We start from the raw sequence: 19,884 nt of genomic DNA on the forward strand, positions 1-19,884 counted from the left end.
TAGAAATTATATAGCACATTCATTGTCTTTTTTGCTCGTATCGTCTTCGTCTTCGTCTTCTCTGATAAATTTCTGTTTTACCTTAGATTTCCGGTTATATGTCTTACTATTATCATTTACGGGAGAATAAGTCGAAGGTGCATAATTTGTAACCGGCGGCGTATAGTTTCGCTCTTGCACGGCACCCGAACAGGAATATTTTGATAAATCTTGCCTGGTTTCCTTAAGCATAGCCTTAATCTGAGCTAGCTCCTGCTGCAGTTTTTCTTCTTTATCGCTATTATTTTTTCTAACTTTTTTATTTGCTTGAGCTAGGGAGGAATCATCTATATAGTCAGCATCGATATTTTTTTGAGCCTTTTGACGGGTCATATCTCTCTTGATCATTTTAAGATACATATCACGATTTCTTTTTGATGGATTAATCGCTTCACTACTTAAAGGATTATCATTATAGTCATCATCGTTATCTTCATCAAGATTATCTTCGACAATATTCTTTTTAGCCAAATTAATATATTTACCATTATATAAAGGTCTACGTTTACCGCCTTTAAATCCTTTACTATCAACTAATTTATTATTTGCAGATTTTTTAAAATAGTCTCTAAATCCATCAATACAGCCTGAAAGAAGAAACAATCCTAAAAATAAAATAATACACTTTTTTAACATAATATAACCTAAGTAATCTTTCTATATCGTTAATTAATGCCATAGAACTACAAAAGTTGCAAGAATCAAATGAAGATAAAGAGCGTTTAAAATAAAAAATTGTGTCGATGTTATTGTTGTGGGGATTGAAAACACAAAAAATCTTGTCATTAGGAGCGATAGCAGGCATTGTTGAATGGCTCTAAGAAACCGTCATTGCGAGGTGGCATTGTTGCATGGATCAAATTTTTGATGTCATTCCCGCGAAGGCGGGAATCCAGAGAATATTTAAGCGAATTATATAGTAAATTTTTATATAATTTTACTTATTTTAAGTGTTTTTTCTGGATTCCCGCCTTCGCGGGAATGACATACTGCTACTTTTCTCGATCCATGCAACAATGTCTTCGTGTCTTCGCCATGACGGAGTTTTTATTAATTTTCGAGCCACGCAGCAAGGCCATTACCTTCACACAATGAATATAAATACAGCATAAGCCTTTATTTTATCATAAAGCCTACTCATCTTTAATATTTATATTTGCTTCTTTAATCAAAAATCGTATAAAATATAAAATTAAATACCAGGTATTATGGAAGACCTTAATTATTGGGAAGAAAAGTTTGAAGTTTGTAATTATGCCGCAAGGCTATTAGATCAAATTACTTCTTTAAACAAGTTAGTACAATATCCGATAGACCTTAGGGATATTAAAAAGGGTATTTATTATGCACGAAAATATCACAGTTCTCAAATGCGGCAATCAGGTGAGCCTTATTACTCCCATCCGGTAGAAGTTGCTTATATGGTGGCGGAATTTACTGCTTATGAAGCCCCTAAACTTTTCATCCCTAATATGTTAAATGCTGCTTTATTACATGATACTATAGAAGACACGCTGCTTACGGAAGAAAATATTGCTGCTATTTTCGATAGAAACGTTGCAACTCATGTGGAAGGTTTAACTAGAATTAAACCTTCCGGAAAACTCAGTGTTGAGGATAGTTTAAATTTATTAATTCAGCAAAAACAACATGATACGGCACTTATAAAAATCTTTGATCGGGTACATAATTTACAAACATTAGGAGCAAAATCTCCGGAGAAAGCTAAAAAAATTATAGATGAAACTTTTGATCACTTTGTAATTTTAGCAGAATATCTTGAGCTGAGAGATATTGCAGACAAGTTAAGACAAATTTGTTATCAATATTTTACTCTTAAACAACAGCCTGAGAATAGTTGTTCGGTGATTTAGAGGATAAAGCCCCGCTTCTTTCTCCAATTTTTCAAAATGAAGTATACCAAATCCAAACCCAATACTTGTTGGAATCATAATAACCAACAATCCCCAATTACCGAAAAACTTTGTCAAATGAATAATACCAAAAGAGCTAATTACATACATACAAGCCATCGATAAAGCATAAGCAAAGGTAACATAAGTAAAACGCTTAAAAATCGGAAAATGTCTCACACAATTTGGTACGGCCGGCATAACATTCAGTGCGAAGGCCATAATAAATGCTTGAATTATAAATATATGAAAGGGAGTTGTAGCATGATCTAGTAAATATGGGCAAGCTAAAGCAGCAATAGTAAACATTCCTAATAATATCTTTAAAAGTTTTAATGGGTATATCCAATAACTTAAGCCTGCAAAGGTTAAAATACTAATTAACTCGACTATAGATAAATTAAAATTTTGTTGAATAACTTGTTCAGGGGTATAATTAAAGGAAGTTTTAAGAATTTCTCCACAATGTATATAAGCTAAATAAAAGGATATTGACCAACCACAATACATTACAAATAATGCTATTGCTGTTTTTTTATTTATTTTTTCTTTCCAGATAGGGTTATTTTCTAATATTTTGGGGTCTCTATTGGCTTTTTCAAAAATTTTTCGTAACCTAAGCTTTGCATCGACAAATTCCGGTGTTTCACGTAGAGCTCTTCGTGCTACCGTTCCGATAACGGCAATTATAGCACCGATCCAAAAAGCAATTCGCCAATTAAAGCCGAATGAGGTAACAATAGTAGCAATCCCTAAAGCCGCAAATGTTCCAACAGTAGCAAAAACAGTTGCTAGTGCTACTACGGGATATTGTATAGGTGGTTTGGCACTTTCAGTTAAGTAAATTTCTGTACCTATTACTTCTCCCATAGAAGAAAGTCCTTGCACGATACGGCAAATTATCACCGCAATAGTAGCTATAATCCCCTTTTCTGCATAAGTCGGCATCAATGCCATTGCGACGGCAAGACATTGCCATCATCATCGTTGTTATAACAACCGTAGCTTTTCTACCATGCTTGTCCCCTATATAGCCAAAAATAAGTGCACCTATCGGTCTAAAAACAAAAGTAGAGCAAAAAACCGCAGCCGAAATAAGAGAAGCAGTATAAGGATCGGTTTCAGGGAAAAACAACTCATTTAGAAGTACCGACATATGCACATAAAGCATTAGGTCAAAATACTCTAGGAAAGTGCCCACAGATAACAAACTAACTGCCCGCTTTTGTTCTTTTGTTAAGCTTCGCTGTTCTGTTTCATAACCTAACATTTTTACGATTTTTTAATTATAATTATGCTAAGCTGTATCTATTGAAAGTCAATAGGAATTTTTATTTATTTTTTAAAATTTTGGCAAAACTGTTATTAAAACGCCTTAGAATAAGGAAATATCGAGGTGGAGGGTTCAAGTATGACGGTATTTATCGGCATCCTGTCCTATACTGGGCATTGTTACCTGGCTCGAAAAACCCCGTCATTGCGAGGAGGGACGTAGTGCCGACGTGACAATCTAGGAAAAAAAACAGCAAAAAATGCTATGAAAATTATTATTTTCTAGATTGCCACGCCGCTTGCAGCGGCTCACAATGACGTTACAGGTATTCACGCAACAATGCAAAACGGGTTTCAGCATGACAAAAACTGGATGGTCATGGTGCTAAGAGGTGCCTCGCCATGACGGGGTTTTTTGAGCCAGGCAACAACGCCAAGATTGTAAGAGAGTGAAAAGCTTTAGTTCTTTATTTCCGTAACGGCAGCAAAATAGCCTTTATAAGTGTATGTAAATTGGCAATCTCTACCTTATCACGAGAAGAGAAATTACTTATAGCACAACTATAAAGATCCTGAGAAGTAGAACTCATATTTGTCCATAATATATTACCGGTTTTTGTATCGACAATTCCGATAGCCAGAACTGAATTATCTGCATTGTCCGTGACGTTAGAATTATTGAAAATAATACTCATGGCAAAATCACGTGCACGGGCTCCATTAGTCTTGATTATCTGTGCATAATCAACTAATAACAATATATCACTATTAGTTTGTTGCCCTAAAGTTATCGCTGCTTCTCCGACATTTTGCGTAATTGCAAATGCTTTGCTTTCTTCCCATAATAGAGGGGTATAAAGTGTTTTATGAGCCGAATTATAAGAGTCACGAAAACGAGAAACGACATTATCCAGTTTTTGATCTCTAATATCTCTTTTATGTAATAATTTAACTCTAAAACCGTTCTCTTGAATAGCTAACGGTATTTCTCTCCTAATAAGTTCTTCTAAATGATCTTCGTAATCATACATACGTTCTTTACGGCTAGATATATCTAAAGTATACACTTCAACCTGCGGGGGTAAAATTAATATTTCTTTAGGTTGAACCATGTTATTGTTATATCCTGCAACATGACGTATTGAAGTTACTTTTGCACAGCCGGAAGTTACTAAAATTACGAAGAATAAAGATACAAAATTTTTGAAATACATTAGAATATTCTATTAATTAATTCATTATTAAGCAGGAATTACACGTGTACGTTTTTCGGAAAAAATTATATATACTTTTTGACCTGTCTTAATATTAGAATCCGTAGCTTGGACAACTGTAATTAAGCCGCTTGTAACGGCAGTAGAAATAACATTTCTCATTGCCGAATTACCTTCGTAATAATCACTTTTTATTTTAGAGGTATCAACTTTAACTAAATATTCATATCCTTTTTTCTCGCCTAATTTTCCTTGTAATCCAGAGCCAAGAGCTGCCCCTGCAATAGCCCCGCCTACAATAGCTGCGGCATTACCGGTTCCTTGTCCTACTCCGCTACCTAATACGCCTCCCATTACTCCGCCGGCAAGCATTCCACCGCTATTATCGGATAATCTATCCGATTCTTTTATTATAACAGGACGTATGGAAATAACTTCTCCTTCCAATGTCAGGTTTAATGTTGAATCGCTAGTATATACGTTACTCGAAAGGTCACGTGCACAACCGGTAAGTAAAGAAGTCAAAATAATAAAAATTGTACATTGACAAAAAAGCTTTTTCATTTGAATACAATATTAAGTTATATAATTAAGGTTTATTAAAAAATAAAGAAGTTATATTAGTTTCTATATTCTGTCAAATAGTTTTTAATAATTATTTAATTAGTATTTAGGCTCTGTGAACAAAATTAAAATTAATCTATTTTAGTTCTTTCTAAACTCGCTTATAAGAAGGAATTTAAAGATTTGAGCGGGGAATTTAGTAAATTTGTCCGAAAATGTTGAATGTCTGAACCTTGGTGCATAGTTTGCTAACCAATATAAACAGAACCGAAATATGCAACACTTTTCGCATGAAAGCAGGTTATACGTAATTGTAACAAAACCTAGTCTATGGACGGGGCAATTGCCCCTTCTCTTTAATTATAGTATAAACACATTTAAAAAATTGCTGCTTTATTCAAGCGTCCCCTAAACTCATTAATCCGCCTAATATAATAAGCTCGCCCTCCTCACTATTAATTGCTGTATTTATTAAACTCCGTAAAGCTCCGGATATTCGGCTTTGAATGCCGGTTGAAATTTATTGTTAACGCACATTTATCCCTTAAGCAAAAAAATATTGACTTTTAATAGAAAAAATATAATTTCTTTACAGTTCAATTAAAATTGTTAGCCCGGATATTGCATGAAGTGAGATTTAAAGTAAGAAATTGAGTAATTTATAATATTAGCAATGATACTTTTGTAAAAATTTTGCCAAAAAGTGCTTTGAAGCCGTTATTTTCAAATTTTAGATGTAATGCCCCTTACCCCATTTTTTCTAAGCACCGGGAACAGTGCTAATCTAGGTTATTCTAATGCTAATTTCTTCATCACATGATTCCATACCTGTCGGTAAGGATATGATGAAGATAACAAAAACTTAATACGCCTAGTATTACGGATAATTACTACCCCAATTTTTAATAATTTTAAACGTATTGTACCTATTTGTGCTTTTGCTAATGCACTACCTTGTAATAAATTACCTCTGATATATTCTACTAAAGTGTATGCAAGACCCGATAAAATCATTCTGAGCTGATTAGCCCACCATCTATGACAAGAAGTACGATCTGCAAATAATTCTAGTTGTTGCTCTTTTATACGGTTTTCCATATCACCACGACCACAGTAAACTTTGTCGTATAAATCTTCAGGTTTATCTGATAAATTAGTTACTATATACCTTGGATTTTCTCCAAGCATTGTCATTTCTGCCTTACTAATTATTCTACGTTCATGACTCCAACTACCAGCCTTATATGGAAACTCACTAAAAAGACGTTGCTTTTCTTGGGTTATAATAAATGCTGCTTTTGACTTCTCCATTGTAGGTTTCAGTAACTCATTTAGTCTGTTATTTTGGGGCATTCCTACAATATATTTTATATTATGAATATCACACCAATCAAACATCTGATGACGACAAAATCCACTATCACCACGAAAAATAATCTTTACCTCTGGCCAAGCTTGGCGAAAACGTTTTACTAACAATGATAATATTGCCCAAGAATGTTTTGCTTGATCCTGCTTTGACGTCCTAAGATAACTAACTAACAGATGCTTTCCACAAAAAACATACAAAGGTAAAAAGCAATTATGACCGTAATAACCATGATAAAACTTACCTTCCTGTTGCCCATGAATTTCATCATCCGTAGCATCAAAATCAAGTATTAGCTGCTTTGGTACTATTTTATGAGACTTAATAAATTTATCAAGCATTAGTTCATGCACTTTAATTGCAAAGTGTCTATCAGCATTGTTTTCTATACGACATAAGGTAGAACTACTTGCCATATCATCAATTGTTTCCATAGCTGTTTGCATAGCAGGACATTTTCGTAGATAATTGTGGTCATTTAAATCTTCATAACCTAATGCAATACCATAAATTCGTTGCCTCAGCATTGTTGCCATATTATGGGTAATTTTACTACCATCTCGTCTATCAGGAAATATTTTAGCAAGCTCCTCTGTTATACCAAGCCTTTTATCTGCTTCTCTTAATAACAACACACCTCCATCGCTACTAATATCACCTCCAGTGAAATTTATCTCTATTGTCCGATTTTTTACTTTGGAAAACTGGTAACTATATGCTATACAATTTGTCATGACAAAATCCTTTGTATTATTCTAATGAAATACCAGTATTATACAGCTTTACGAGGATTTTGTCTCCTATATCTCATGCAATATCCGGGTTAGGAAATTGTTAGGATATCAAGCTGAGCAAAGAGGCTTAACAAAAGAAGAAAAAGAAGCCGTTGGATTATTATCTATAGGCACGTTTCTCGAATATTTTGACTTTATGCTTTATGTACATATGGCGGTACTTCTTAACCAATTATTTTTTCCTGAGTATGATCCTCGTACTGCCTCACTACTCTCTGCTTCTATCTTTTGTATAACATTTGTAGTTCGTCCCCTCGGTGCTCTTATATTTGGTTGGATAGGTGATAATATCGGAGTAAATCAACAGTAGTTATAACTACTATTATGATGGCTTGTTCTTGTGTGATAATGGCAATATTACCGACTTATAAGCAAGTAGGTGTAACAGCTTCATGTGTAATGGTAATCTGTCGTATAGTCCAAGGAATGTCTTCTATGGGAGAAATAACAGGAGCAGAAATTTATTTTACTGAAACAATAAAACCACCATTACAATTTGTAGTCGTATCAGTATTAGCTCTCTTAGCTGCATTAGGGGGCGTGGCAGCTCTAGGGGTAGCATCTTTTAGTACTGTTGAAGGGTTATTGGCGGTATGCTTTTGGGATTGGTGCAGTAATTGCCTTAGTAGGGGGAGTGGCACGTACTAGACTTAGGGAAACGCCAGAATTTGCAGACGCAAAACGTAGAGTACAAAGTATTTTAGAGCAATTTGGAAAAGCCCCAAAGTTAATTAATAATAATTATATAGTAAAAGAAAAGGTTAATAAAAAAACTCTACTTGCTTTACTTTTAATAAATTGCGGGTGGCCGGTATGTTTTTATATTGCGTTCATTCATTGTGGTAATATACTTCAAAATTCTTTTGGTTATACTTCAGATCAAATAATACATAATAATTTTTTTGTTGGATTAGTAGAAATGCTAGGAATTTTACCCCTAATATACTTAGGATACTATATTTATCCATTACTTATATTAAAAATTAGGTTAATAATCTATTCTATATTTATTTTAGCATGTCCTTATTTATTAAATAATATTAGTACTCCTTCAGGAATATTTTATTTTCAATGTTTTGCTATGTTTTTTGTTCTAGATACTACACCAGCAAAATCAATTTTCTATCAGTATATACCAATTTTTAAAAGATTTACTTATACTTGCTTTACAATTGCTATATCAAGGGCTATTACTTACTTAATTACCTCTTTTGGAATTATTTATTTAGTAAAGTATTTTAATAACTTTGGATTACTAATTATCATGGTTCCTATAGCTTTAGGCACTGCGTTTGCTATAAACCATTTTGAAACGTTAGGAAAGAAAGCTAACAGCTATTAATAATAGATTTTGCAAAATTTAGCTGTTTCTTGTGCTATGTGAGGTAGTTTTAAATATTCTGCGAGAATTAAAAAGTCCTCTAAAGTTTCATCTATTATTTTTTTAGCTTTTTCAGGAGACTTGACCTTTAAAGTTTGGATATTATGAAATCTATCAAATAATTTAATAACTAATAACTTTTTCTCTAAATTATGATATAATAATTTTAACATTTCTGCCGAGGTTATTTTCCCGTGTGGTTTGATTCGAGTTAAACCTTCTACTTGAATAGCTATCTCTCTTCCAAAAATTTTTGTAATCATTTCTTCGTTAAGCTCCGTATCCTCAATAGTATCGTGAAGCAAACTAGTAATGATTATATCAGCAGTAAAAAAATTTTGCTCCATATAAGCCGTATACTCCGCCACCATATATGCAACTTCTATCGGATGGGAGTAATATGGATCGCCTGATTGCCGCATTTGTGTGCCGTGATACTTCCGTGCGTAGTAAATGCCCTTTTTAACTTCTCTAATATCTATCGGGTGTTTTACCAACCTGTTTAAATAGGTAATTTTATCCAATAGCTTTGCGGCATAACCGCACATCTCAAACTTTTCTTCCCAGCAATTAATATCTTCCACAAAAATTAACCCAAATTTATTAGATTAATCCTTATAACATTTTCTATTGAAAATTTAAAGTAATAAATTGCAACAGGGCATATTTTTTTAACCTTATTATTTATAATAATTCTCAAATAATTTGAAATAGAACATTAAATTAATTTAACTTTCTGCATGTCTACTTCTCTTGTTATACTTTCTCGCTCAACAAAGATAAATCCACCTCACCCAAAAACACCGCTCGCTCTAGCTGGCGGCGTTTTACTAAGCCTGTTAATTTTTCGTCTCTCGCATAAATGCCAGATTGTTATAAAATTAAACTTCGGACAGTAGGATATCGTTTAGTTTATAAGGTTATAGACACAAGATTAGTAGTACAAGGATTTTCATAAGCAACGATTAAGTGTGTTATATGCGGAAGACACAAAAGTAAAAACACGTGTAGATAGGCTAATGGATTTATACCTTGATGGTGAATTAGACAAAACAACACATGAAGAGAAACACTTACAATTAATACAAAAAAAGAAGAGATCATTAGGGAAATCGAAGCACACCATAAAGCAGATGATGAGTTTATAAACATGCTAATTTCCTTAGTAGGTCTTGCCTTCAACGCTCTTCAGACCTTTAGCTGTTCGAATATTGAAGAAAAAAGGGGTTTAGTAAATTTAGTATTTGCGAACTTAACATTGAGCAGCGAGAAACTTGATTATAATCTACGTCCGCCGTTCAATAGCTTCGTAAATTTGTCCTTCAAGAGGCGAATGGCTGGGGCGGGAGGGATCGAACCTCCGAATGACGATATCAAAAACCGTTGCCTTACCGCTTGGCTACGCCCCATTTAATTACCGTTATTGCAAGAAGAGACATTAGTCTCAATGCGGCAATCCGGTTAAACATATTAGAATGCTAAACTTGCCATTTATATAAGCTTTTTGGCATTCTCATTAAATTCCGAATGTAATTCCGGAATTGCTACAGCCGCTTCATGGCTAGCATTGTGGCATGGATACCTAACCCGTCATGGCGAGACGCCTTTTGGCGTCGTGGCCATCCAGTTTTTGTCATTCTAGTTCCTTGATCACCGGCATCCAGTCTTTTTTATTAAGGTTTTTTCTGGATACCGTGGTCAACAAGCCACGGTATGACACCATACTTATAATAACCATATTATGATCCGTGCAACAAGACATGTCTTCGCAATGACGGGGTTTTTTGAATGATTTATAGCAATAAATACGGTGACAGTCAAATATAATAATTATTATTCTAAGAAAAATTTTATTTGTTTATCTAACCATATCTTAGTCTTTGTAGACAATAAAGAATAAATTTTAGATTTAATTTTTTGGTAATATTGTTTTATATAATTTATTTCGTCGATATTTAATATAGAGAACTCCACTAATTCTTTAGCGTAAGGTACTAAGGTTAAAGTTTCAAACTCTAACCAATTATTATTTTCTTTAACATACATCAAATTTTCTATTCTGATACCGAATTCACCCGGTATATAATAGCCCGGTTCATTAGACAAAATCATCCCGGGCTGCAAAATAATTTGATTACGTAAGTTTATACTTTGTGGTCCTTCGTGAACGCTTAAGAAGCTGCCGACTCCGTGACCGGTGCCGTGTGGATAATCCAAATGATCCTGCCACAAATATTGCCGTGCTAATATGTCAAGATTGCTACCTGTAATTTTATCTTTGGGAAATTTTGCATTTGCTAGAGCAATATGCCCTTTCAAAACTTGTGTATAACGTTTCTTTTGTTCACTTGTCGGTACACCTATTGCAATAGTCCGAGTTATATCGGTCGTACAACCTTGATACTGCCCGCCGGAATCAATTAGTAAAATGCCGTCCCCTGCTATTTTCTTTGCGTGTTTTTGATCGGCACGATAATGAATAACAGCACTATTTTCTTTAAAGCCGCAAATAGTCGGAAAACTATCACTTATATAGCCGCCTTGGCTACTTCTATAGTTGGTCAATTTTTCTGCTAAATCATACTCCGTAAGCTCATGTAAGTTATTTATGCCTTCAAGCTCGGCAAAAAACTCGCATAACGCCACCGCATCGCTAATATGAAAGTTAACTGCATGTCGGATTTCTATCGCATTTTTACAAGCTTTAAGTAGCTGACAAGGATCCAGGGTTTTCTTAACCTCTTTACCAACTATCAAATCCACTATATGAATCGATAAAAAACTATCGTCAACTAGGATTTTTTGGCTATCTTTTAATAAGATATTTTCAAACTCATTTTCCGGTAAAATTGTTATTTCGGGACGGACAGCAATAATTTCCTTGCCGACTCTTGCAGGATTTATAAATAAATATAGTTGCGAATGAGTCAGTATTACTAGAGAAAACATTAAAGGAGAATAAGCAACGTCACTCGCTCGAAGATTCAACAACCAACATATAGAGCTTGCATCAGTAATAATAATTGTATCTGCCGAATTTTCTGTTAAAACTTTCCGGCATTTCTCTATTTTTGCCTTATGAGAAATACCGGCAAAGGCAATATCGTGTAAATAAACTTTAGAAACTGGCTCTTGCGGCTGATTTTCCCAAATCTGATCGACTAAATTACCGGAAATTTTATGTAAAGGTGACTTTAAAGACCCGAAAAGCCTAGATTTTAGCGGATAAGTAAAAAGTTCAGGATCGTAACCTATTATAGCATTTTCTTTTATATAACTTTCCCAAGGAAATAAATATATGTCTTTGAGATCGAAAATTTGAAAAATACTTAGATCAAGCTCTCTAGCACTTTGCTCTAAATACCTACCGTCGGTAAAAAATAAAGCCGTATCTTCGCATATTACCGCTAGCCCGTTTGAACCCGTAAAACCCGTTATATACTCAAGCCTTTTAGCATATTCCGGCACGTATTCACTCATATATTTATCATTAGAGGGAATAACGTAGCCGTTTATACCGAGTTCTATAAATAACTTTCGCAGGGACTCTATATGCTTGTTAATCATTCAACAATACTGCAATTTACTACAGTTTCTTTGATTTTAATAATAAAATATTTGCTTCAAATAATGGGGTAAAAATATTTCTAACCTCATTTAATAATGCTTCATTAGTTATTTCTTGCTTTAATTCTTCACGTATAGCATCAAATATTTCCCTTAAACTCTTCTCTTCTGCTATATATTTAAAAATATATTTAGTATAAGCAAATACGGAAACTGATATATTGACGTTTTTTAATACGCCGTTATTTACCGTAAAATTAACACTGTTATTTACCAGCACCGGATTAGCTTCTAGATAATCAAAAACTTGCTTAGCAAAATTGGCAATATTATAGAAATAAGGCACGTTATCAAGGTCATCAATAGTGGCTACACTATCTTTTTGATTAGATACGTAAAAAGAATGCTTTATAATATTTCCGGTAATTATCTCGCTAATTGCCTGCTGGGTTATTTTATCCATCTTCTTAATTTTTTGTAATAACGAGAAGTCTTTAATATAATTTTCGGGTCTAAGTAGTAATTTCTCCACCGGATCAAGGTAATCGACAAAATTTAAATCCGCATTTTGAACAAATTCATATAATTCAGGCACGGAATAAGCACGGTCCTGTTTATGCAAGAACATATCATATACCCCTACATCACCGAAATTTTGATAATCCGAAAATAACTCCCATCCTCTTTTATGCCAGTTAGTAGCAGGTAAATTATCAAGTATAATTTTCCCGTTCATAACCTCCTCTACTCGACTTTGTACCTGGTTATTTACCATTTTCATGACTTCTTGAATATGATAAACGCCGGTACGACCATATTTAGCATAAACCATTAATCCCATACCGCCTTTAGGAGTTAATGAGTCTTTTAAATTTTTTAGACCTTCAGGCGGGTTTTGCAAGTGATGTAATACACCGGTACAATTTATATAATCAAATTTCCCAAGTTTCAAATTCGGAATATTCAGTATTGAGTCATTAATCCATTTAATATTTGTAAGTCCCCGCACTTCAGCACGTTTTTGTGCTACTTCCATGCTTGGTTTACTAAAATCCAAATATATTATTTCCGCATTTTTTTTATCCTTAAGCTGTTCGGCAAGAAAAATAGTAGAGTCGCCCGTACCGCCACCGGCTATTAAACAGCGAAAGCCATTGTTAAAATTCTCTTTTCCTTTATATAAGAAATGATTTAATTCTCCTAAACCTTCACCGACAATAGAAAGCAGCCTGGTTCTTTCCTCTTCAGGATTTCTATATGGATAAGGGTAATCTTGATAATGTTCTTGAACTTCTGCTAAGTCTTTTGAAGTAGCTGAATTTGTAATTTTAGTTTTTGTTTTTTTTAAATCGGTCATTATATATTTCCTGTTAAGTAAAGAATTGAGATATAGCTTCTTGAAAAAGAGCAAGACACTTCACAGCCTAGCATCGTTGTATGTCATTCCTGCAAAGGTATTGTTGTGTAGATCGAATTTTTGATGTCATTCCCGCAAAAGCGGGAATCCAGAGAATATTTAAGCGAATTATATAGTAAATTTTTATATAATTTTACTTATTTTAAGTGTTTTTTCTGGATTCCCGCTTTCGCGGGAATGACATATAGCACTTTTTAGATCCATGCAACAACACTAGTCCAAGCCACGGTATGACACCGTACTTGTAATAACCATAATACGATAATTTACTACTTTTGAACGAGTATCAAGTTAATATTATGTCTTTTATATGTAACTGAACAGTATAATTATCCTGCCAGTTATTAGTTTTTAACGAACCTATCACGGAAATATGCTTTTTCCCTTGAGCATTAAATATTGCTTCCTCAAGGGGCGTTGCGACTGCATTAAAAGTAATTGCCTGTAATGCTTTATTACCGTAAGCCTTAAGAGTAGGTGCAAGTAAACACCGAATATGTTTACTGCCGACGATATCTGCCTTGATAATAAAAAGATTATCAAATTTAAATATAGGTTCCGGGTTACCTTGACCGAAAGGCTCTAACTTATTAAGCTCTTCCATTAACGACATATTAACGCTCGAGGTAGTTAATTCAGCATCATATTCTGCTTGCGTATAATCTCCTAATTTGCTTATATCAAATTTAATAGCTTCATTCAAGAATTCTTGTAATTCCTGCAATTTTTCGGCTTTTACGGAAAAGCCTGCAGCCATAGCATGCCCGCCGCCCGCTACTAGCAAATCTTTACTTTTAGCGTTAATAATTTTAGCACCGAAATCAATATTGGCAATAGACCTGCATGAGGCTTTACCAATCCCGTCATTTAAAGCTATAATTGCTACGGGTTTATTGAATTTATCTTTTAGCCTTCCGGCAACAATACCGATAACTCCAGGGTGCCAACCTTCTTTTGCGATAAATAATAAACTATTATTTTCTTGAGTCAAAGCAATATTAGTTGCTTCCTCTATCATCATTAGCTCGATTACTTTCCTCTCGTTATTATGCTTTTCAAGCTCTGTTGCTAAATTCTCTGCTTCTATTGTGCATTCCGTCGATAATAAAGTAGCTCCTAAGCTCGATCTCCCGACTCTACCGCCGGCGTTAATTCGTGGACCTAAAATAAATCCTAAATGATAACAACGCGGCACTTCGTTAAGCCCTGCAATATCATATAAGGTTTTGATACCGATATTTTGCCTTTTTGTCATTATTTTTAAACCGGTAGCAACAAATGCCCGATTTAGCTGTATCAATTTCATCACATCACAAACTGTTCCAAGTGCTACCAAATCTAAATATTGCATTAAATTCGGCATTGGAATATCGACAAAATAACTTTGTTTTTTTAATTCCGATAATAAGGCGGTAGCAAATAAAAAAGATACTCCGACAGCGGCTAAATATTTATATTCGCTTTTCTCATCTATACGATTAGGGTTTACTATAGCAACAGCCTCCGGTAGTATGTCTGCACTGATATGATGATCGATTACTATCACGTCAAGCCCCACCTCTTTAGCATATTCTAAAGCTTCATATGCCATAGCTCCGCAATCAACCGTAATAAGCAGCTTTGCACCGTTATCTTTGATTTTTTGCATAGCGCTTGGCGTCGGACCGTAGCCTTCCGCTATACGGTCAGGCACGTAAATATCACAATTATGGCTTAAATCCCTAAATACATTTTTAAGCAGTGCCGCAGAAGTTGCCCCGTCAACGTCGTAATCGGCAAATATACATATTTTTTGCTTATTTAAAATCGCCGCAATAACTCTATCGACTGCTTTTCGCATGTCAAGCAAATGGAAAGGATCGGGGAGTAGATTTTTAATTTTCGGTGATAAAAAATTTTCCGCCTGATCTAAATTACTCACTCGGCAAGATAATAACCTAGCTAAAAAATCACTTACTACTAGATTACGGCTTAGCTCTGAAATATCACTTTCATTAATAAATTTTTGCTGCCATATTTTACCGTTAACCGATTTTTTAGTCGTCATATTTTTATTCTTTTAATGTTGACTTGGCAAACACTCTCAATGTCATTTTCGTGTGGATCGGACGTTGTTGCCTGGATTGAATTTTTGATGTCATTCCCGCGAAGGCGGGAATCCAGAAAAAACACCTAAAATAAGCAAAATTATATAAAATTTTACTCTATAATTCGCTTAAATATTCTCTGGATTCCCGCCTTCGCGGGAATGACATACGGCACTTTTTTAGAGCCACACAACAACACCCGCCTTTAGCTAGAACGACAACATCGGATAGGTTGACCAAACACGGATAAACAACTTCTAATTAGTAGACTAGCTTAAGCGTCGGACAATCTTTGCACGTTCAATTAGCGGTAAGATATTCGCCATTTCGGGACCTGATTCTTTACCGGTTAGAGCGAGGCGTAGCGGCAAAAATAACTCTTTACCCCTTCTGCCTGTTATTTCAGCAATTTTTTTTGTCCAAACACTCCAGCTATTACTAGTTAGTTCTCCGGCAGGCAATAATTCTACCGCTTGTTTTAAATATTGCTTATCTAAATTTTGTATTTTTGGCGATTCATGACAAATATCCCACCATTCTTTTACATCAAAAAGTTTTTGTAAATTAGGTCGCACCGATAACCAAAAATTTTCGTCAATATGACTCGCCCCGATTTCTACAAGGCGGTCTTTTATCTCATTAAAACTTAAATGTATAAGTAATTTGTGATTTAATCGCTCTAAATCTTCCGGTTGGTAAATAGTCGGGCTTTTGGAAAAATTATTTATAGCAAATTGCTCTATTAACTCTTTCATAGTTTTAAACGGCAAAATTTGCGTCGATGAACCGAGCAGGCTAAAAAAACTAGCGATAGCCATTGACTCAAAACCTTCTTTGTCTCGAAGAGAGGCAATTTCAAATCCCCCTACTCTTTTAGAAATTTTCTCATCCCGATTAATAATTAAACTTAAATGCCCGAATATCGGCGGAATTGTGCCTAAAGCTTCAAACATCTGAATTTGAATAGCGGTATTGCTTACATGGTCTTCTCCCCTGATAATATGACTAATATCATAATCAATATCGTCGATAACTGAACATAACATATAAGTCATGCTCGAGTCCGCCCTGATAACTATCGGATCGCTTAAAGACTTGCCTTCATATTTAACTTCACCTTTCACCATATCATGCCAGCTTATCGGGGTATGATTTATTAAAAATCTATAATGCGGTTTCCGGCCTTGTGCTTGATATTTCAGGGTTTGTTCTTTAGTTAAATTTAAAGCGGCACGGTCATAAATCGGCGGCATGCCTTTTGATAACTGAAATTTACGCTTTAATTCTAATTCTTCAGGCGTTTCAAAACAAGGATATAATCGTTTTTTTTCTAACAGTATTTTCTTTATTTCGTCATATCTATCTAACCGACTTAACTGATTAAATGTTTGATCCCAATCGATATTTAAAAATTTTAAATCTTTTACAATAGCATCTTTATATTCCTGACGGCTACGCTCAAGGTCGGTATCGTCAAACCTTAAAATAAATTGCCCATTATTTTTTCTGGCATAAAGCCAATTAATAAGGGCTGCTCTACTATTACCGACATGTAACATACCGGTCGGTGACGGAGCAAAACGTGTGATAACTTTTTTCATATTTAATTTTATTATGGTTATTATGTCATGCCGTAGGATGTACCTGCGTTGTTGCGTGGTTCTAAAAAAGTGCTGTATGTCATTCCCGCGAAGGCGGGAATCCAGAGAATATTTAAACGAATTATATAGTAAATTTTTATATAATTTTGCCTATTTTAAGTGTTTTTTCTAGATTCCCGCTTTCGCGGGAATGACATAGTACCTTCCTTCTTCTGTAACTTATTACTATTTTCCTTAATTAACTCTATTGCCTGCTCTTGCGTGATAGTTAAAAAATCATATTTTTTAGGAATTGAAACAAATTTACCCATATATTTTAAGTAAGGACCAAATCTGCCGAATCCTACTAAAATTTCTTCTCCTGTTTCTGAATGAATACCTAATTTAAGAGGTAAACTTAACAGCTTCAAAGCCGTCTCAAAAGTGATATCCTTCTGCAACGCAGGAGGCACGGGAACACGCTTGGGTTTTTGTTTTTCATTAGCGGCATCCTTTTCTCCACGCTGGATATACAGACCGTACGGACCTTTTTTCAGATAAATCTCGACTCCTTCCGAGTCAGTACCTAAAATTTTATTCTCATTAACCGCATAATTATCGCCGTCAGTGTCACTATTACCGTTACCGGTAGTAATCGGCTTTTTAAAAGTACAGTCGGGATAATTACTACATGCTAAAAATGCCCCGAATTTACCTAATTTTAAACTTAACTCACCCGTAGCACATGACGGACATTTCTTTGCGTCTTTATTTTCACCGAATAGATGATAATCTAAAGCTTTTTGCACATAGCCGATTACGTCGGCTATCTTTTGCTCACTAACCGATTCGACATTATTATTAAAACCGCCCCAAAAATTACTCAGCGACGTTTTCCATTCAAGTTTACCGGCAGCTATTTCATCTAATTCGTTTTCTAAACTAGCGGTAAAATCATATTCGACATATTTTTTAAAGAAGCCGACTAAAAATACCGTAACCAAACGCCCAAGCTCTTCCGGTATAAAACGTTTTTTCCCCAAGCTTACATATTTCCGCTCTTGTAATACCGATAAAATAGATGCATAAGTTGACGGTCTACCGATCCCCAATTCCTCAAGTTTTTTGACTAAGCTAGCTTCGGAATATCTTGGCGGTGGCTCTGTAAAATGCTGATTGGGTTTTATCTCTTCGGTTAATAATTTCTCTCCTTCTTTTAAAGGCGGTAGCATTTTATTTTCTTCTTCCGCTTCATCGTCTACACTCTCACGATATACTTTATAAAAACCGTCAAATGCTATGGTTGATCCGGTCGCTTTTGCTGAAAATTCTTTATTTTCAGACTCAAGCCCCGCTACTACCAAATTCATAATAACATTTTCCATTTGGCAGGCTATTGTCCTTTTCCAAATTAATTCATATAACCGGTAATAATCTTTATCTAATTTTTCTTTTAAATTTTCCGGGGTGTAAGTAATTGTCGTCGGTCTTATTGCTTCATGAGCTTCCTGGGCATTCTTTACTTTCGATTTATAAACTCTTGGGGCGTTTGGCAGATATTTATCACCAAAATTTTTATGGATTAACTTACGTATTTCCGTAACCGCCTCATTCGCCAAAGTAACGCCGTCCGTCCTCATATAGGTAATAAGCCCGACCGTTTCTTTGCCTATATCCACACCTTCATAAAGTTTTTGTGCTATTTGCATAGTTTTTTTAGCACTAAAACCTAATTTTCTTGCAGCTTCCTGTTGTAATGAAGAGGTAATAAAGGGCGTTTGCGGCTGGCGTTTTTGCTGTTTTTTCTCTATTTTTTCAATATGAAATTTTTTTGATTTAACCGCCTCTACTAAATCTTTAGCATCTTTCTCGTTAGTAATCGAAAATTTTTCTAACTTCTTACCTTCTACATGAGTTAGCTTAGCTAAAAAAGATTCCTTATTACTATTTTGCATTTTAAGACTAATATCCCAATATTCTTCCGTCTTAAAACGCTCTATTTCATCTTCTCGCTCACAAACAAGACGAAGTGCCACCGACTGCACCCTACCGGCTGATTTACAGCCCGGGAGTTTTTGCCATAAAAGGGGTGATAAAGTAAAGCCGACTAAATAATCTAATGCCCTTCTTGCTTGCTGAGAATTAACTAAGTTAATATCAAGTTTCCTAGGGTTTTCAACTGCATGTATAATTGCTTTTTTAGTAATTTCATTAAAAGCCACTCTCTTAAAAAAATCATCGGATTTAACGCCATTTTTTTCTTTAATCACCTCCGCCACATGCCAAGAAATTGCTTCTCCTTCACGATCCGGATCGGTTGCTAAATAAACTGCTTCGGCTTTTTTAGCATCCTTCGTTATTGCATCAACATACTTGTCCGCCTTATCCGATATGTCATATTTCATTGAAAAATTTTCATCAGGCAATACCGAACCTTTTTTAGAAGGCAAATCTCTAATATGACCGAATGAGGCAATAACTTTAAAATCATCACCGAGATATTTATTGATCGTTTTTGCCTTCGCGGGCGACTCTACTATTACTAATTTCATATCTACCAATTTCTAACTTAGCTCAAATATACTGCTTATATTTCGAAAATTGGACTTTATTTTGAGGGGCGAGCGAGCGGAGCGTACATTTAGTACGTGAGCACGTGAGTCCCCGATAAAATGAAGAAACAATTT

General features: G+C 34.8%; 14 protein-coding genes, 1 tRNA gene and 1 pseudogene. 4 read left to right on the top strand and 12 right to left on the bottom strand.

The window, feature by feature from the left end; translation table 11 throughout:
• Positions 1–6: 6 nt before the first annotated feature.
• Positions 7–675 carry a hypothetical protein gene (locus AAGD48_RS06130; protein ID WP_341789402.1) on the bottom strand — a complete coding sequence of 223 codons (669 nt, stop codon included), beginning with the start codon at positions 673–675 and terminating at the stop codon, positions 7–9.
• Positions 676–1,247: 572 nt separating this feature from the next.
• Between AAGD48_RS06130 and AAGD48_RS06135 the strand changes: the two genes are divergently transcribed.
• On the top strand, positions 1,248–1,913 hold the full coding sequence (locus tag AAGD48_RS06135; protein WP_341789403.1) for an HD domain-containing protein: 666 nt from the start codon (positions 1,248–1,250) through the stop codon (positions 1,911–1,913).
• On the opposite strand, the pseudogene AAGD48_RS06140 reads toward AAGD48_RS06135, so the two are convergent.
• From AAGD48_RS06140 to AAGD48_RS06155, 4 genes and pseudogenes are all read right to left on the bottom strand, one after another.
• Positions 1,845–3,222, bottom strand: a pseudogene (locus AAGD48_RS06140) (MFS transporter). The gene AAGD48_RS06135 and the pseudogene AAGD48_RS06140 sit on opposite strands and share 69 nt — an antisense overlap.
• A gap of 469 nt (positions 3,223–3,691) precedes the next feature.
• Entirely contained in the window at positions 3,692–4,438 is a 747-nt protein-coding gene (locus AAGD48_RS06145; protein ID WP_341789404.1) for a hypothetical protein, read from the bottom strand.
• Positions 4,439–4,465: 27 nt separating this feature from the next.
• Positions 4,466–4,963 carry a hypothetical protein gene (locus AAGD48_RS06150; protein ID WP_341789405.1) on the bottom strand — a complete coding sequence of 166 codons (498 nt, stop codon included), beginning with the start codon at positions 4,961–4,963 and terminating at the stop codon, positions 4,466–4,468.
• A gap of 828 nt (positions 4,964–5,791) precedes the next feature.
• Positions 5,792–7,105, bottom strand: a complete 1,314-nt coding sequence (locus AAGD48_RS06155; RefSeq protein ID WP_341789406.1) for an IS1380 family transposase — start codon at positions 7,103–7,105, stop codon at positions 5,792–5,794.
• 97 nt (positions 7,106–7,202) lie between these two features.
• On the opposite strand from AAGD48_RS06155, the gene AAGD48_RS06160 reads away from it, so the two are divergent.
• Genes AAGD48_RS06160 through AAGD48_RS06170 form a run of 3 tightly spaced genes read left to right on the top strand, consistent with a single transcriptional unit; the run spans position 7,203 to position 8,507 of the window.
• Positions 7,203–7,475, top strand: coding sequence for a hypothetical protein (locus AAGD48_RS06160; protein WP_341789407.1), 273 nt, complete (start codon positions 7,203–7,205; stop codon positions 7,473–7,475).
• Positions 7,476–7,489: 14 nt separating this feature from the next.
• Positions 7,490–7,813: a hypothetical protein gene (locus AAGD48_RS06165; protein WP_341789408.1), complete on the top strand. Its 324-nt coding sequence runs from the start codon at positions 7,490–7,492 to the stop codon at positions 7,811–7,813.
• Positions 7,800–8,507, top strand: coding sequence for a hypothetical protein (locus tag AAGD48_RS06170; protein ID WP_341789409.1), 708 nt, complete (start codon positions 7,800–7,802; stop codon positions 8,505–8,507). Before AAGD48_RS06165 ends, AAGD48_RS06170 begins: the two co-directional genes overlap by 14 nt.
• Here AAGD48_RS06170 and AAGD48_RS06175 read toward each other — a convergent pair.
• From AAGD48_RS06175 to topA, 7 genes are all read right to left on the bottom strand, one after another.
• Positions 8,504–9,130 carry an HD domain-containing protein gene (locus tag AAGD48_RS06175; RefSeq protein WP_341789410.1) on the bottom strand — a complete coding sequence of 209 codons (627 nt, stop codon included), beginning with the start codon at positions 9,128–9,130 and terminating at the stop codon, positions 8,504–8,506. The genes AAGD48_RS06170 and AAGD48_RS06175 overlap by 4 nt on opposite strands.
• 750 nt (positions 9,131–9,880) lie before the next feature.
• Positions 9,881–9,955: transfer RNA gene (locus AAGD48_RS06180), tRNA-Gln, on the bottom strand.
• A gap of 424 nt (positions 9,956–10,379) precedes the next feature.
• Complete coding sequence (locus AAGD48_RS06185) at positions 10,380–12,113, bottom strand: aminopeptidase P family protein (protein WP_341789411.1); 1,734 nt, start codon at positions 12,111–12,113, stop codon at positions 10,380–10,382.
• 19 nt (positions 12,114–12,132) lie between these two features.
• Positions 12,133–13,470 (bottom strand): class I SAM-dependent methyltransferase, encoded by a 1,338-nt coding sequence (locus AAGD48_RS06190; RefSeq protein ID WP_341789412.1) that lies wholly within the window; start codon positions 13,468–13,470, stop codon positions 12,133–12,135.
• Between the two features lie 346 nt (positions 13,471–13,816).
• Positions 13,817–15,577 carry a single-stranded-DNA-specific exonuclease RecJ gene (gene recJ / locus AAGD48_RS06195; RefSeq protein ID WP_341789413.1) on the bottom strand — a complete coding sequence of 587 codons (1,761 nt, stop codon included), beginning with the start codon at positions 15,575–15,577 and terminating at the stop codon, positions 13,817–13,819.
• A gap of 309 nt (positions 15,578–15,886) precedes the next feature.
• The gene (gltX, locus tag AAGD48_RS06200; RefSeq protein ID WP_341789414.1) at positions 15,887–17,218 is read right to left on the bottom strand and encodes a glutamate--tRNA ligase; all 1,332 of its coding nucleotides are present in this window, start codon (positions 17,216–17,218) and stop codon (positions 15,887–15,889) included.
• Positions 17,219–17,373: 155 nt separating this feature from the next.
• On the bottom strand, positions 17,374–19,749 hold the full coding sequence (gene topA, locus AAGD48_RS06205; RefSeq protein WP_341789415.1) for a type I DNA topoisomerase: 2,376 nt from the start codon (positions 19,747–19,749) through the stop codon (positions 17,374–17,376).
• Between the last annotated feature and the right edge of the window lie 135 nt (positions 19,750–19,884).

The sequence above is a fragment of the Rickettsia endosymbiont of Polydrusus tereticollis genome, assembly GCF_964026385.1.
Classification (GTDB): Bacteria; Pseudomonadota; Alphaproteobacteria; order Rickettsiales; family Rickettsiaceae; genus Rickettsia.